Source organism: uncultured Phascolarctobacterium sp., from assembly GCF_958349595.1.
GTDB lineage: Bacteria > Bacillota > Negativicutes > Acidaminococcales > Acidaminococcaceae > Phascolarctobacterium.
Map to the genome: position 1 here is coordinate 1 of NZ_CATWDQ010000017.1, position 14,985 is coordinate 14,985.

Consider the following 14,985-nt stretch of genomic DNA (forward strand, 5'->3'; position numbering starts at 1 on the left):
TATTCTACGATACGCTTTTCTTTTTTCTGTCTATTTTCTCTACAGCACTTCACTGGCAGGAGCTTTTTCTGTTACAGTATTATTTAGGGACGATGTCGCCGACGCCGTTTAAAATATAGCGGGGGCGATAAGCAAAGACCTGCATATTTTCCAGATCAGTAACACCGGAAAGCACCAGGACAGTAGTCAGGCCGCTTTCCATCCCCGCTACGATGTCCGTATCCATACGGTCACCGATCATGACAGCTTCGTCTGAATGAACGCCTAGCATTCTCAGGCCGGTACGCATCATCAGTGGATTGGGCTTGCCGACAAAGTAAGCCTGTTTGCCTGTAGCAAGTTCGATCGGCGCAACCAGAGCGCGGCAGGCAGGAATGATGCCTGTTTCCGTGGGACCGGTCAGGTCAGAGTTAGTGGCGACTAAACGGGCGCCTTTTTGCAGCAGGCTCACGGCTTTTAAAATCATATCATAGTTATAGGCACGGGTCTCGCCGACAACTACATAATCAGGATTAGTATCGTTCATCGTGATACCGGCATCATAAAGCGCATTGACCAGTCCCGGCGCGCCAATAACGTAAACGCTGCATTTGGGTGACTGGCTGGCCAGAAATTTAGCCGTTGCCAGAGCGCTGGTGTAAAAGTGGCTTTCATCAACATCAAGGCCCATACGCGCTAATTTTTGCTGTAATTCTTTAGGTGAACGCTCGCTGGAGTTGGTGAGGAATAAAAACTCTTTCTTTTCTCTGTAAAGCCAGTCAACAAACTCTTTGACCCCGGGCAGCAAACGATTACCGTGATAGATAACACCGTCCATATCGCAGATAAAACCCTTTTTAGCATAAAGTTCCTGTAAAGTATCTATGGTGATCACTTCCTTATATTAGGTAATTCAATCTTATACTATAATTATCGGCTATTAAAGCAAGAATTTCAATGTTTTCAAGTATTGAAATTCATATTCAAAGTAAAATTTATGAAAATTTTTCATTAAAGAGATATTTTGTTATAATATTAAGCAAATATACGAAATAAGTGAGGAGAAGGTTATGCGTATTGCTGTGATAGATGGAATGGGCGGCGGACTTGCCGCACAGGTGGTAAGTCAGCTGACGGGCAGGCTGCCTGAACAGGTCGAGCTTATCGGTTTGGGCACTAATGCTTTGGCAACGGCGGCAATGCTCAAAGCCGGAGTCAAACGCGGCGCTACTGGAGAAAATGCGATCTGTGTTTCGGCAGCGACGGCAGATTTGATCATTGGACCAATCGGGATCATTATACCTAATGCCATGATGGGAGAGATCACCCCGCGTATTGCTGAAGCAATCGGCAGCGCTGCTGCTAAAAAAGTACTTTTGCCTGTGAGCCAGAACCATTTTGAAATAGTTGGCGTGGAGCCTAAATCACTGGCAGCCTTAGTAAAAGAAGCGGTAAGCAGAATTTTGACTTTGGTTGAAGCCAGAGGGTAAGAAGTGGTATAATATAAAATAGTTTTGTTTGGAGAAAGCAAGTAAAGGAGAAAGACGAAATGATTGCTATCCGTGACCGGGTACGTTTTGTAGAAACAGATATGATGGGCGTAGTGCATCATGCCAACTATCTGCGCTGGTTTGAGATGGGGCGTGTAGCTTATCTGCGTGCTGCCAGTGTCGAGCTGCTGGATCTAATGGCGCACGGAATTATTTTCCCGATTACAGAAGTGTATGTCAAATACAAAAATTCCTGTACTTTTGATGATGAGTTTGAAGTACAGACTATCATGACTGAGTTCAGCCGTGCCAAAATGGATTTTACCTATAAGGTAGTAAGGCTTGCTGATGGAGCAGTACTGGTTGAAGGCAGGACCCGTAATTTATTTACTAATCAGCAGGGTAAGATCATCCGTTTGGACGCCTGCTATTTTGATAAAATCAATGCGCTGTTTCAGCAGGAAACAGCCGAGGAGTGAGAAGATGGAAACTAAATTTGAAATCGTGCCGGTGCCGACCCGTATCTTGACCCATCACGACGATATCGTAGCAGCCATTGTGGAATATGGCGGCGATAAGATAGGACCTGATGACGTAGTTTGTGTTGCTGAAAGCGTTGTGGCTATTACTCAGGGCGGCGCCAAACGCAGTGAAGATTTTAAACCGGGCCTGCTGGCCAAGGTTTTGTGCCGTCTATTTCCTTCCAAAGGCAGTATTTCCGGCTGGCACAGTATGCAGGCACTGATCGACGCCGAAGGCGGCATGCGCGTTTTGATTGCCGTCATCTGTGGTTTTGCCGCCAAATGCGTGGGTGTTTCCGGTGTGTTTTACCGCATGGCCGGCGAACAGGCGCGCCTGATCGATGATGTTACAGGTACGATGCCGCCGTATGATAAACATATCGTTTATGGTCCGCATAATCCAGGCAAGGTTGCCGAGGATATTACTAAAGGGACAGGTGCTTTTGGAGCAGCTGTAGCTGACGTTAACGATCTGAAGCGGTCTTGTGTTCTGGGCGTTTCCAAAGGTGTTGATGCTGATGAAGTGGCACAGATTTTGATTGATAATCCCTTTGGCAACGGCAGTCAGAAAACACCGGTCGTTGTTATAAAAAATTACCGCAGGGCACGCTGAGGAGGCTAAAAAATGCTTTTTATTTTAAAAGTTATTGCAGCACTGGTCGTATTGGCAGCTGTTGTGATCGGAATATATATATTACTGCAGGGTAAGGAAGAGATGTTTTTTGATGTCACTAAGCGGACCAAAGCCAGACTGACAAACCGCAGTGAAGACAAGCTGGACTTTGAAGTGGAGCTGCCCATGCATAATGACGGCAAGGAAGAAGGTATTATATTGGATGCCTTTATCCGTGTTTATTTGCCGCAGGAGCAATATGCCGATGCCCAGCTGCGCGGCCGCGTCAATTTAAAAGAAGCGCCGCGTGAAGACGATTATTTTGAAGCAATGTTGCTTGGGCCCGGTGTAAAAAAGACGATGGTCGTAAAATTCGAGCTGGTGCCGGAACATGACGTCACCTTAAAGCAGGCTGTAGAAGGTATGCCTGATGTAGATATTGCACTGTTCCTTGACTGCCGTGGCCGGACAGCACTCTATACTGTCAAAAAAATCATTACTTTGCACAAAGATGAATTGCAGGCTTTGCTGGCCTAATATATAATTGGAACGAAAACCGCCGGAAGGCGGTTTTTCTTTTTGGAATAATTTTTTCTTTTGGCAGGTTTTTTCAGTGTGGATATGGAATTATAAAAGATTAATGAATGTACGGAAAAGCGGGGTGAGGAGATGTTACTGGGGATCGACGTAGGCGGTACTTTTACAGATGCCGTACTGATCGGCAGAGGACGGATCATAGCGCAGGCCAAACGCAGGACAACGCAGGCGGCAGTATTGAACGGTATTTTAGAAGCGCTGGATGAAGTTCTGCAGGAGCAGGAAGTTTATAATATTGAACGGGTTGTGATTTCCAGCACGATCGTAACTAACGCTTTAACAGAAGGACGAACTGATCCGGTATTTTTGGCAGTGATGACAGGGCCGGGAATGAACGTGAGCAAGAGCTTTCCCGTTGAGCCTTATTATGTGAGCGGCTATGTCGATCATCGCGGCAAAATCACGGCGCGCACTGACTGGCAGAAGCATCGGGGCCTGCTGGATAAAGCTAAAACAAAAGTTGCGGCTGTGTCTGGAAAATTTTCGGTACGTAACCCGGAGAATGAATATGTTTTGGCAGCAGAACTTCAGGATTGCGGTTATGAAAAAATTTTTCTTGGTTCGGAATTATCCGGTGAACTGAATTTTGTGCGCCGGACTAATTCAGCTTATTTTGCAGCGGCTGTGTATAAAACCTTTAAAAATTTTTGCCGGCAGGTACAAAACAGCCTGCAGGAGCGCAATATCACCGCTCCGGTGCATGTGTTAAAAGCCGATGGCGGGACTTTGCCATTAGAAATAGCTCTGAAACAGCCTGTAGAAACTATTTTTACAGGACCTGCAGCCAGCGTTTTAGGGATCGAGGCCCTGGGTGCACCGCAGGGAAAGAGTATTTCTCTGGATGTAGGCGGCACTACTACCGATATAGCTTTTTGGGAAAACGGATTGCCGCTGCTGGCCCGTCAAGGCGCAAAGATCGCAGGCTATCCTACAGCGGTACGGTCATTCCATATGCGCAGTATCGGTATTGGTGGCGACAGCCGCATCAGGCGTACAGAAGTCGGTTTTACAGTAGGACCTGAACGGAGCGGTCCGGCGATGGCAGTGGGAGGCAGTGAACCGACCTTGTCAGATGCTTTGATTGTGTCAGGCCGGGTCGAATTTGGCGATAAGGAAGCAGCGCAGAAAGCGATGCAGCAGCTTTGCCGGCAGGGAGAGACTGCGGCTGAGGTTGCCGGACAGATCATTGCCGCAGCTGTAGCTGCTATCGAAAAGACGATTAATGAAATGCTGCATGAATGGAGCGTTCAGCCTGTTTATACAGTCAATGATGTTATTAAAGGAACTGAATTTGAACCGGAACTGCTGGTCGGTGTCGGCGGCGGTGCACCCGGTTTGATCACAGCTTTGGGCGAGCGGCTGGGGCTGCCGGTTGAGATACCGATTGGCGCGACTGTGGCTAATGCTGTCGGTGCCGCATTGGCAAGGCCCACTTTAGCGGCCAGCCTGCGGGCCGATACGACGGAAGGCTACTATCTGATCCCGGAGAGCGGGCGGCGTGAACGGCTGCCCAGCGGTTTCAGCATGCAAATGGCGCAAGAGCTTCTGGAAGCATGGCTGCATGAGCAGGCTAAGGCCTGGCAGCTGCCGGGGCAGGAAGCCGAAGTTATCAGTAAGGAATTTTTCAGAACTATCCATGGCTATTACGACAGCGGCGAGATCATTTCGCTGAGGATGCAGTTGAAACCCGGCATCCTGCAAACTGTCACCGGCAGGGAGGTGGCGTTTTGAAACCGAAGCTTGGTTTGATATTTTTTCCGGCGTTTGACTGGATGATCTCACCGACACATCCGGAGCGGCAGGAGCGCTTATTATATACGCGCGACCAGCTGCTGGAGGAAGGGTTGTTTGACCTGCCGCAGATCAGGGAATACCGGCCCCGTCTGGCCGAGATCAATGATTTGCAGCGTGCGCATATCGGTGTGCCGTCGATCGCACGGCTGATCACCCCGGCGCATCTTACTTCTGCCGGCGGTTGTCTGGCTGCTGCTGACGCAGTCATGTCCGGTGAAGTGAAGCGTGCTTTTGCTTTAGTCAGGCCGCCTGGACATCATGCGATGCGTGTGGTTCATGGTATCAGGGGCTTTTGTACAGTCAATATCGAAGCTGTGATGGTAGAATACCTGCGCAGCGTTTATGGCATCAAAAAAATCGCCGTTGTTGATACTGATGTACATCACGGTGATGGCTCGCAGGATATTTTTTATCATGATCCCGATACTTTATATATTTCTTTTCATCAGGACGGACGAACCTTGTATCCCGGTACGGGTTTTCCTGACGAAGCCGGCAGTCCGGCGTCCTGGGGCACAAATATCAATCTGCCGCTGCTGCCAGGCACAGGTGATGAAGGGCTGCACCGTCTGTATGACGGGTTGATCCGGCATATTCTTGATGATTTCGAGCCTGAGCTGATCATCAATTCAGCCGGTCAGGACAATCATTTCAGCGATCCGCTGGCTTCCATGTCGGTAACGGCGCAGGGCTATGCAAAACTGGCTGATAAGCTGCAGGCTGATATTGCTGTGCTGGAAGGCGGTTATTCTGTAGAAGCGGCGCTGCCCTACGTTAATACGGGCATCATTCTGGCTATGGCGGATATGGATTACAGCAAGGTTGTGGAACCTGACCAAAGCGCTCTGCGGCGGCAGGACGAACGCTGCAATAAGCGTGTGGATCAGCTGATTGCTGAAACAGGCGAACTGTGGCGCAGCAGACTGGTAACCAGAAAAGAACTGCTGGAAAAATGCGGCGGCAGCTGGAGCCGGCGCAAAAGCATTTATTACGATGAAGAAGGTATCAGGGAAGAACAGGTCGAAACAGCCCATTACTGCAAACATTGCAGCGGTTATCTGACGCTTCAGACTGCGGCCGCAGGCACGCGATTTGGTGATCAGAGCGCATTTATCGTTGTGCTGCAGCGTGACACCTGTAAGGATTGTCAGCGGTCTGCTTATGATGAAGCTCTGCGGGAAAAACGCAAGGGCAAGTGGCAATATGTTTTAGTGCAGCATATAGCTGACGGTGAAATAGAAAATTTATGATCAAAACAGGCTAAGGCCTTAAAAGATTAGGAAACGGAGTAAAGAAAGCTAATGAAAGAAATTGTTATTGCAACACGTAATCCCGGTAAACTTGAGGAATTTAAAGTATTGATGAAAGATTTGGAGGTAGAACTGAGATCGCTGGAAGAATGGCCGAATGTACCTGAACCGGAAGAAACAGGCAAGACTTTTATGGCCAATGCCCGTCTGAAGGCTGTTTACTATGCCAAAGCGACAGGCTTGCCCTGTATCGCCGACGATTCCGGTTTGGAAGTACTGGCGCTGGAAGGCGCGCCAGGCGTGCGCAGCGCCCGCTATGCAGGGGAAGAGGCGACGGATGAAGAAAATAATAAGCTGCTTTTGCAAACCATGAAATTTCAGGTGAAACGTACCTGCCGTTTTCGCTGCGCTTTAGCCGTGGCGGCGCCCAACGGCAAGATCCTGCTGGAAAGCGACGGCATCTGTGACGGTATGCTGCTGCATGAGCCATTGGGAACAGAGGGCTTTGGCTATGATCCTTTATTCTGGTCGACAGAACTGCACAAAGGCTTAGGCGAAGCAACGATGCAGGAAAAAAATAAAATCAGCCATCGCGGCAAAGCTATCAAAAAACTTGTTGCGAATTGGGGGAAAATGAAGTGAAAATCGGTATTACCGGCGATACTCACGGCAGCAAACAAGCTATCAGGCAAGTTCTGCACGCCGTGCCGCCTGTTGAATATTGGTTTCATACCGGAGATTACAGCCAGGACGGCCGTTTTTTAGTTGCCGAAACCAAGCTGCCGCTGCTGGCAGTATGCGGCAATACAGACCCCGGCGAAGGCAAGGCCAATGTCGACGAATTTATTACGCTGGCGGGGCAGCGCATCTGGCTGACCCACGGACATCGTTATCTGCATGGATATCAGGTGTCCGAACTGGCCTGGTGGGCGCGTAAGCTGGAAGCTGATATTGTGGTTTTCGGGCATACCCATGTTCCTTTGGTCAAATGGTTCGGCGATGTGCTGCTTGTCAATCCCGGCAGTCCGATTTTGCCGCGCAGTGAAATGGGGCCGACATTTGCAGTATTGACTGTCAAAGAGGGAGAACGTCCCGCAGCAGAGCTTTATAAATTGTGAGCAGATAAGTTAAGCAAGCTTTTAAATTATAAAAAAACTAAAAATTCTGACGTATACCCTTGAAAAAGCAGTGTATTTCATTTACAATGTATAGTGTATACTAAATTGAAATTACGGGGGTAATAATGTATGACATTACGTGACGACGCTTTAAGACTCCATTTGGAAAATCATGGTAAACTTGCCGTTGTGAGCAAGGTTCCCATTAAAACCCGCGAAGATCTGGCCTTGGCATACACTCCTGGTGTTGCTGAACCATGTAAAGAAATCAAAGAAAATAAAGATATGTCCTTTGAATATACCTGCCGCGGCAATATGGTCGCTATCGTCAGCGACGGTACGCGTGTACTTGGTCTGGGCGATATCGGTCCTGAAGCAGCTATGCCGGTCATGGAAGGCAAGGCCGCACTCTTTAAAACCTTTGGCGATGTAGACGCTGTACCTATCTGTATCGACACCAAAGATCCTGCCAAAATTATTGAAACAGTACGTTTCCTGCAGCCCAGCTTTGCCGGTATCAATTTGGAAGATATTTCCTCGCCCAAATGCTATGACATCGAATGCGAACTGAAAAAGATCTGCGACATCCCGGTGTTCCATGACGACCAGCACGGCACTGCTATTGCCTGTCTGTCGGCAGTTATCGGCGCACTGCGCTTTGTAAAAAAAGATATGAAAACGGCTAAATTCGTCGTTAACGGCTGCGGCGCCGCAGGTTCGGCTATCGGCCGCCTGCTTGTCAGCATGGGCGCTGAAAATGTAACGATGGTCGACCGTTTTGGCGCTTTGTACGAAGGTATCGACGCTAAGCTTGACCGTATCCAGTCTTACCTGGCTACAGTCACCAATAAAGAGCATAAAAAAGGTGATCTGGCAGAGATTGCCAAAGGCGCTGACGTTTTGATCGGTGTTTCCGCACCTAACGTCTTTACTAAAGAAATCATTGCCAGCATGGCTGATAAAGCTATCGTTTTTGCACTGGCTAATCCGGTGCCGGAAACTTCTTATGCTGACGCTATCGCAGCTGGTGCCGCTGTTGCAGGTACCGGACGCAGTGACAGCCCGAACCAGGTCAATAACGTTACCGTATTCCCGGGTGTGTTCCGCGGCGCTATCGACGTGCGTGCGAAAGCGATCACCGAAGAAATGAAAGTTGCTGCTGTTTATGCAATTTCCGAGCTGATCGACGAGAAAGATCTGCGTGCTGATTATGTTGTTCCCGATGCCTTTGATCCGCGTGTTGCTCCGGCAGTTGCTGCTGCAGTAGCCCGTGTGGCCATGGAAACCGGCATCGCCCGCATCAAAGTCGATCCCGAAGAAGTGCGTGCCAACACTATGAAACGTGTCGGCAGATAAGGAGGCCATTATGCGCGAGATAAAAGTTCAGGAGATAACTGCCGCTGTCAGTAAGCTTTGTAAAGATTCCTGCTATTACCTGCCGGAAGAGCTGCTGGCAAAATTAAAAGCATCTATTGCCACCGAAGAATCTCCTTTGGGGCAGGAAATATTGACGACTATCGTTGAGAATGCCGAACTGGCCAAAGCCAAAGCTGTACCGATCTGTCAGGATACCGGTCTGACCGTGGTCTTTCTGGAGATCGGGCAGGAAGTACATTTTGTTGGCGGCGACCTGTATGAGGCTGTCAACGCCGGTGTCGCCGATGGCTATGTCGGCGGCTATCTGCGTAAATCCTCTGTTGACGATCCTTTATTTGTACGTAAAAATACTGGCGATAATACGCCGGCAATCATTCATACAACCATCGTGCCCGGCGAAAAAATCAAGATCACAGTTTTTCCGAAAGGCTGTGGCAGTGAAAATATGGGCGCTTTAAAAATGCTCAAACCGGCTGACGGCGTCGAAGGCGTGATCAAATTTGTTGTTGACACTGTACGCAGTTCCGGCCCGAATCCCTGCCCGCCTGTTACAGTCGGCGTAGGCATTGGCGGCAATATGGAAAAAGCTACGATTCTGGCTAAATATTCCCTTACTCGTAAGGTGGGCGAACACAATCCCAATCCGCAGTATGCAGAACTGGAAAAAGAACTTCTCAAACGTGTTAATATGACTGGCGTAGGCCCTTCAGGGCTGGGCGGCAGTACAACTGCTGTCGCTGTGAATATTGAATACGCACCGACCCATATCGGCTCTCTGCCGATTGCCGTAAATCTGAACTGCCACGCTGCACGTCGTGCAGAAGTGGTATTGTAAGGAGGGGCCTGAAATGAGTGAAGCTACTATCAAATATATTACGGCGCCTTTAAGCGCAGAAACTATTAAAGACCTGCATGCAGGCGACGTAGTGCGTATCAGCGGTTACATTTATACTGCCCGCGATGCTGCGCATAAGCGGATGACTGAAGCACTGGACAAGGGCGAGCAGCTTCCTTTTGATGTGCGTGATCAGGTGATCTATTACGTTGGGCCCAGCCCCGCTAAACCGGGTGAAATAGTAGGCAGCGCCGGTCCGACGACCAGCGGCCGCATGGATAAATACACTCCGACTATGATCGAGCAGGGCATGCGCGGGATGATCGGCAAAGGACTGCGTTCGCAGGAAGTTATTGACGCCTGCGTGAAACATGGCGCTGTTTATTTCGCCGCTGTTGGCGGTGCGGCAGCCGTTATTGCCAAATCTATCAAAGGTGAAGAAATGATCGCTTATGAAGATCTTGGGCCTGAGGCTATCCGCCGTTACGAAGTTAAAGATTTTCCTGCAATCGTCTGTATCGACAGCGAAGGCAATGATTTTTACAAAGTCGGCATTGCCAAGTACAGCAAAGAGTAACAAATTTAACAAATATTTAAGAGGCTGCAGCGGCAGCCTCTTATTTTTTACAAAAACCTTGACAAGCTTATTTAGTTGAGCTATCATAATGCCAATCGAATAACACACTCTTATCGAGAGCGGTGGAGGGACAGGCCCTGTGAAACCCGGCAACCAAGCCCCGGCTATGGTGCTAAATCCTGCAAGAACATTCTTGATAGATGAGAGGAAAGCAGAAGCAAGCGCTCTTTCCTCGGAAAGAGCTTTTTTGTTTGCCCGACCGAGCCAAGATAGGTACTGTGTTAAATTCATTATTAAAGGAGAGATTGTTTATGAAAAAGTTGTTTTTAGCCTTGCTGGCAGTGTTCAGCATCGCGTTAGTCGTTGCCGGCTGCGGCGGCGACAGCAAACCTGCCGCTAACAGCGGCGATAAAAAGGTGGTGCTGAAAGTAGGCGCAACGCCTGTGCCGCATGCCGAAATCTTAAATCTGATCAAACCGCAGCTGGCTAAAGAAGGCGTTGACCTGCAGATCATTGAATTCAGTGATTATGTAAAACCCAACCTGTCACTGGCAGATAAAGAATTAGACGCCAACTTCTTCCAGCATACCCCGTATCTTGAAAAATTCGCTTCCGAACGGAATCTGCCGCTTGTGGCCTATACCAAGGTACATATCGAACCGATGGGCGTTTATTCCAAAAAATTGAAAGATTTGAATAATGTTCCCAGCGGTGCTAAAGTTGCTATCCCTAACGATCCCACTAACGGCGGCCGTGCGCTGGCCTTGCTGCAAAGCGCCAAACTGCTCAAACTGCGTGACGGTGTAGGCATTTCCGGTACGCCTGGTGATATTGTTGAAAATCCTAAAAACCTGCAGATCGTGGAAATTGAGGCTGCTCTGCTGCCGCGTTCCATGGATGATGTTGATCTGTCTGTGATCAATTCCAATTTTGCCATGGAAGCACAGCTGAATCCGGTCAAAGATTCGCTCTTTACCGAACCTAAGGACTCTCCGTATGCCAATATCCTGGCGATTCGTAAAGGCGACGATAAGCGTCCTGAACTGCAAAAACTGGATAAAGCTTTGACTAGTCCGGAAGTAAAAAAATTCATCGAAGAAAAATATAAAGGCGCTGTCGTACCCGCATTTTAATGAAAGTTTTGTTTGATTTAAGTAGCTGATCATTGCTTGATCAGGAAATGAAAAAAATATTCCCACCTCAGCGAAAGTTGAGGTGGGAATATTTTTTTGCCTGGCTCTATGGGAATAGAGTCAGGCTTTTGCATGTCAGCAGAAGCGGTGCTGGCAAGTGATATTGTAAATATTGCCACATAGGTACGATAAAAATATAAGTAAGAGCAAAAAGCTGACTGAAATATAAAATAAAACGTGCTTATGTCTTGCGGGGGGGTACAACCGTGGTACAATAATTATGAATTATTGGTGAAATATTTTATAGAAAAGAAAAAATACCAAAGTATTGATTATGGGTGGATTCCAGTGGGATATAATTCTTTGCTGCGTAAGATAATTTTGATCATCGGTGACATATTCTGTTTATATTTGGCTACCAGTATCGCTATGGTGCTGGAGCTTGGCAATAAACAAACGGATAAGATAGCTTTCCATCTGGAATTTTTACCGATCCTGGTCATCATGATGTTCTTTATGTTCAACGTCTATGGATTGTTCAGCCTGATCCGCAAAAAACTGGTAGATATTTTCCTTAATCTTCTGGTTGCTGTGACCAATATTTACATCATGGCGATGGCCATGACTTTCTTTTTTCGCCAGTTTGATTATTCACGTGTCGTACTTGTTTATTCAGCAGTGTTTTCGTTTGTTTTACTGGCTATTTGGCAATACGTCTGTCACCAGTGGGAATGGAAGCACTTTCCCAAGCAGACGGCTGTACTGTTTGCAGCCGGTGAAGAAGCAGCACGCATCCAAAATAAACTGGCCAAAACTTATGGTCTGGAACAGGCGCTGCAGTCTGTTTGTGACAGCTGTCAACAGACCAACTGGCAGCAGCATATCGACGCCAACTACTATGTTTTTATTGGTGCGGAGCTGCCGATTGCGGACAAAGAAAAAATACTGCGCTATGCACGCAGCACGAAGAAACAGATCTTTTTTGTACCGACCATGTATGAACTGGCCTGCAAGAATACGGGCATTTTAGTAGTAGACGACATCCCCATGCAGCGGGTGACGCGGATGCTGCTGACGGCCGAACAGCGGGTGCTGAAACGGATCTTGGATATTACAGTAGCAGTGACAGCGATCATTCTGTTGTCGCCGGTAATGATGATTACCGCGATCATGATCAGCGTAGACAGCAAAGGCCCGGTGCTGTATTCACAGGAACGTGTCGGCTTATATGGCAAAACCTTTTTTGTACATAAATTCCGCAGTATGAAACAGGACGCGGAAGCAAAATGCGGGCCGGTGCTGGCAGCGGAAGGCGACCCTCGGATCACAAAATTTGGCAGGGTCATGCGGGCCACCAGGCTTGACGAACTGCCGCAGCTGTTCAATGTGCTGAAAGGCGAAATGAGCATCGTCGGCCCCAGGCCGGAACGACCCTTTTTCGTTAAGCAGTTTATTGCCCAAAATCCTGAATATGATTACCGTCATAACGTAAAACCGGGCATCACGGGCCTGGCACAGATAGCAGGTAAATACAATACCAGTGCCTATGACAAACTGATCTACGACCTGCTGTATATACAGGACGTCAGCGTCAAAACCGACCTGATGATCATGCTGCAAACATTCAAAGTTCTGCTGACAAAAAGCAGTACCGAAGGAGTACAGGGAAAGTAATGGAGCAAAAGAAAAAAGTCCTTTTTGTGGCAACCGTAGTAAAAACGCATATTAATACTTTCCATTTACCCTTCCTCAAAATGTTTAAGGAACATGGCTGGGAAGTACACGTTGCTGCAAAAAATGACTTTATTGGCGAACCATGTGTCATACCAAACTGCGATCAATACTTTGATATAGATTTTGTACGCTCACCATTTTCACAACGCAATATTGTAGCTTATAAACAGTTAAAACAAATAATAAAAACAAATCATTATGACGTTATCCATTGCCATACACCTGTCGCTGGAGTTCTGGCGAGACTGGCAGCAAGAAAGTTTAAGGATACGACAGTAATTTATACAGCGCATGGATTTCATTTCTACAAGGGTGCGCCACTTTTAAACTGGCTTATTTACTATCCGGTTGAACGCTTTTGCGCAAAGTTTACAGATAAGCTGATAACCATAAATCAGGAAGACTATATCAGAGCAAAAAGCTGGAGCCTGCACGATAATGGCAAAGTATATTATGTACCTGGTGTTGGCGTGGATATAGAAAAAATACACAGTATTTCTATAGATAAAGAACAGAAGAAAAATGAATTAGGCATACCCAATGGTGTTAAGGTTCTGTTATCGGTAGGAGAGTTAAACGAGAATAAGAACCATGAAATTGTTATAAAAACTTTAAGTAAACTAGATAATAAAGATTTTATTTACCTTATCTGTGGTAAAGGCGAATTAAAAGAATACCTGCAAAATTTAGCCAAAGAACTGGGAATTGGTGATAAAGTAAAGTTTTTAGGCTACAGAATAGATGTATTGGAAATTTGTAAAATTGCTGATTTATTTATTTTTCCATCCAGAAGAGAAGGACTTCCAGTGTCGCTAATAGAGGCACTGGCTTGCGGCGTGCCTTGTGTTGCATCTGATATTAGAGGAAACAGAGACCTGTTAGACAGTGATAGTCTTTGTAAAAGTAATCAGGAAGATGAATGGATAGCATTACTTGAAAATGCTGTTAATAAAAGTTTGAAAAAACAACCTTTAGATGAAAAATATTATATTGAGAATATTATAGAAAAGAAGAAAACAATTTATGGACTGTAAGTTATATAAAAAGAGGTAAATTAGTTTGAAGAAAATACTATTCTTGAGCAATGGAAAAGCATATTTACCGGAAATAGAAGCATATAAGAAGTTCTTTAGTGAATATATTTGTATAGATAGTAGAAATGAAAAAAATATTAATTTGTATGAGTATGATTTAATATGGAAGTTTATGGGAATAGATTTGGGAAAAATAGATCGGCCGGTAATACATGAATATGCTTCAGCCTCTGTTGGAATATTTCCGAAAGTCAAAAATACTATTAAATCTTTATTAAACAGTAAACCTAGTGCAAGAATATTTTTGAATGAAGAAGTGAGAAAACAGTTTGTTTTTAATGACAGAGTGCCTTGTTATTATAGAGATATGGGTATTGATTGTTCATTTTTTATTAATAATTCTAATAAAAAATATGATTTTCTTTATATTGGCGATATTAGTAGAGGAAGGAATGTAGATGTTTTATTAAGAAAATTTGTTTTCCATTTTCCTGAAAATACAATATTGCTTATAGGGAAATATGAAAAAGATTTATATTTGAAATATAGATCATACAAGAATATTCATTTTTCTGGTTATATTCCTTATCAAAAAGTACCGTTATTAGCATCTGAATGTAAATATGGCATTAATTATATACCAGATATTTATCCTTATAACATACAAACCTCTACAAAACTTTTAGAATATTTAGCATTAGGATTAAAAGTTATTACTACAGACTACTGTTGGATAAATAAATTTGAGAATGAACAGGGTATGCGATTTTTTAAGATATCAGAAGACTTTTCTAATTTTAATATCAATAATATCTCTCAATTTCAGTTTGTAAATAAAGATATTAGTAAATTGAAATGGCATAAAATTTTAGAAGTATCGGGTTTGAAAGAGTATATTGAGAAAATAATATAGTATATGGAGCTTAGCTATAA

General features: G+C 45.8%; 16 protein-coding genes and 1 riboswitch. Of the genes, 15 read left to right on the forward strand and 1 reads right to left on the reverse strand.

All coding sequences use genetic code 11. From position 1 onward, the window contains the following. Window positions 1-79 precede the first annotated feature (79 nt). Window positions 80-865, reverse strand: coding sequence for an HAD-IIA family hydrolase (locus Q4G98_RS10405; RefSeq protein ID WP_366916952.1), 786 nt, complete (start codon window positions 863-865; stop codon window positions 80-82). 184 nt (window positions 866-1,049) lie between these two features. Between Q4G98_RS10405 and Q4G98_RS10410 the strand changes: the two genes are divergently transcribed. From Q4G98_RS10410 to Q4G98_RS10480, 15 genes are all read left to right on the forward strand, one after another. Continuing rightward, complete coding sequence (locus Q4G98_RS10410) at window positions 1,050-1,469, forward strand: DUF3842 family protein (RefSeq protein WP_293546043.1); 420 nt, start codon at window positions 1,050-1,052, stop codon at window positions 1,467-1,469. 59 nt (window positions 1,470-1,528) lie between these two features. Beyond that, window positions 1,529-1,948 carry a thioesterase family protein gene (locus Q4G98_RS10415; RefSeq protein WP_298563005.1) on the forward strand — a complete coding sequence of 140 codons (420 nt, stop codon included), beginning with the start codon at window positions 1,529-1,531 and terminating at the stop codon, window positions 1,946-1,948. Between the two features lie 4 nt (window positions 1,949-1,952). Beyond that, window positions 1,953-2,603 (forward strand): coenzyme F420-0:L-glutamate ligase, encoded by a 651-nt coding sequence (locus Q4G98_RS10420; RefSeq protein ID WP_293546039.1) that lies wholly within the window; start codon window positions 1,953-1,955, stop codon window positions 2,601-2,603. A 12-nt stretch (window positions 2,604-2,615) separates the two neighbouring features. Continuing rightward, window positions 2,616-3,140, forward strand: a complete 525-nt coding sequence (locus Q4G98_RS10425; protein ID WP_298563006.1) for a hypothetical protein — start codon at window positions 2,616-2,618, stop codon at window positions 3,138-3,140. Window positions 3,141-3,272: 132 nt separating this feature from the next. Continuing rightward, window positions 3,273-4,931 (forward strand): hydantoinase/oxoprolinase family protein, encoded by a 1,659-nt coding sequence (locus Q4G98_RS10430; protein WP_298563008.1) that lies wholly within the window; start codon window positions 3,273-3,275, stop codon window positions 4,929-4,931. Between the two features lie 41 nt (window positions 4,932-4,972). Further along, window positions 4,973-6,244 carry a histone deacetylase gene (locus Q4G98_RS10435; protein ID WP_366916953.1) on the forward strand — a complete coding sequence of 424 codons (1,272 nt, stop codon included), beginning with the start codon at window positions 4,973-4,975 and terminating at the stop codon, window positions 6,242-6,244. Between the two features lie 51 nt (window positions 6,245-6,295). After that, window positions 6,296-6,886: an XTP/dITP diphosphatase gene (locus tag Q4G98_RS10440; RefSeq protein WP_293546032.1), complete on the forward strand. Its 591-nt coding sequence runs from the start codon at window positions 6,296-6,298 to the stop codon at window positions 6,884-6,886. After that, a complete protein-coding gene (locus tag Q4G98_RS10445; protein ID WP_298563012.1) occupies window positions 6,883-7,362 on the forward strand; it encodes a metallophosphoesterase in 480 nt (159 codons plus the stop codon). Before Q4G98_RS10440 ends, Q4G98_RS10445 begins: the two co-directional genes overlap by 4 nt. A gap of 129 nt (window positions 7,363-7,491) precedes the next feature. After that, window positions 7,492-8,718 carry an NADP-dependent malic enzyme gene (locus tag Q4G98_RS10450; RefSeq protein WP_293663455.1) on the forward strand — a complete coding sequence of 409 codons (1,227 nt, stop codon included), beginning with the start codon at window positions 7,492-7,494 and terminating at the stop codon, window positions 8,716-8,718. Window positions 8,719-8,728: 10 nt separating this feature from the next. Next, window positions 8,729-9,574: a fumarate hydratase gene (locus tag Q4G98_RS10455; RefSeq protein WP_298563014.1), complete on the forward strand. Its 846-nt coding sequence runs from the start codon at window positions 8,729-8,731 to the stop codon at window positions 9,572-9,574. 13 nt (window positions 9,575-9,587) lie between these two features. Next, entirely contained in the window at window positions 9,588-10,151 is a 564-nt protein-coding gene (locus tag Q4G98_RS10460; RefSeq protein WP_298563015.1) for a Fe-S-containing hydro-lyase, read from the forward strand. Window positions 10,152-10,258: 107 nt separating this feature from the next. Then, window positions 10,259-10,358: riboswitch (SAM riboswitch) on the forward strand. A 104-nt stretch (window positions 10,359-10,462) separates the two neighbouring features. Continuing rightward, a complete protein-coding gene (locus Q4G98_RS10465; protein ID WP_298563017.1) occupies window positions 10,463-11,284 on the forward strand; it encodes a MetQ/NlpA family ABC transporter substrate-binding protein in 822 nt (273 codons plus the stop codon). Window positions 11,285-11,632: 348 nt separating this feature from the next. Continuing rightward, window positions 11,633-12,958, forward strand: a complete 1,326-nt coding sequence (locus Q4G98_RS10470; RefSeq protein WP_298563019.1) for a sugar transferase — start codon at window positions 11,633-11,635, stop codon at window positions 12,956-12,958. Then, on the forward strand, window positions 12,958-14,052 hold the full coding sequence (locus Q4G98_RS10475; RefSeq protein WP_298563021.1) for a glycosyltransferase family 4 protein: 1,095 nt from the start codon (window positions 12,958-12,960) through the stop codon (window positions 14,050-14,052). Before Q4G98_RS10470 ends, Q4G98_RS10475 begins: the two co-directional genes overlap by 1 nt. A 25-nt stretch (window positions 14,053-14,077) precedes the next feature. Next, window positions 14,078-14,965, forward strand: coding sequence for a glycosyltransferase (locus Q4G98_RS10480; protein WP_298563022.1), 888 nt, complete (start codon window positions 14,078-14,080; stop codon window positions 14,963-14,965). Window positions 14,966-14,985: the final 20 nt, after the last annotated feature.

Bases quoted from the DNA above. Each gene is read 5' to 3' on its own strand.
- Q4G98_RS10410 (WP_293546043.1), top strand. From the start codon at position 1,050: ATGCGTATTGCTGTGATAGATGGAATGGGCGGCGGACTTGCCGCACAG.
- Q4G98_RS10415 (WP_298563005.1), top strand. From the start codon at position 1,529: ATGATTGCTATCCGTGACCGGGTACGTTTTGTAGAAACAGATATGATG.
- Q4G98_RS10420 (WP_293546039.1), top strand. From the start codon at position 1,953: ATGGAAACTAAATTTGAAATCGTGCCGGTGCCGACCCGTATCTTGACC.
- Q4G98_RS10425 (WP_298563006.1), top strand. From the start codon at position 2,616: ATGCTTTTTATTTTAAAAGTTATTGCAGCACTGGTCGTATTGGCAGCT.
- Q4G98_RS10430 (WP_298563008.1), top strand. From the start codon at position 3,273: ATGTTACTGGGGATCGACGTAGGCGGTACTTTTACAGATGCCGTACTG.
- Q4G98_RS10435 (WP_366916953.1), top strand. From the start codon at position 4,973: ATGATCTCACCGACACATCCGGAGCGGCAGGAGCGCTTATTATATACG.
- Q4G98_RS10440 (WP_293546032.1), top strand. From the start codon at position 6,296: ATGAAAGAAATTGTTATTGCAACACGTAATCCCGGTAAACTTGAGGAA.
- Q4G98_RS10450 (WP_293663455.1), top strand. From the start codon at position 7,492: ATGACATTACGTGACGACGCTTTAAGACTCCATTTGGAAAATCATGGT.
- Q4G98_RS10455 (WP_298563014.1), top strand. From the start codon at position 8,729: ATGCGCGAGATAAAAGTTCAGGAGATAACTGCCGCTGTCAGTAAGCTT.
- Q4G98_RS10460 (WP_298563015.1), top strand. From the start codon at position 9,588: ATGAGTGAAGCTACTATCAAATATATTACGGCGCCTTTAAGCGCAGAA.
- Q4G98_RS10465 (WP_298563017.1), top strand. From the start codon at position 10,463: ATGAAAAAGTTGTTTTTAGCCTTGCTGGCAGTGTTCAGCATCGCGTTA.
- Q4G98_RS10475 (WP_298563021.1), top strand. From the start codon at position 12,958: ATGGAGCAAAAGAAAAAAGTCCTTTTTGTGGCAACCGTAGTAAAAACG.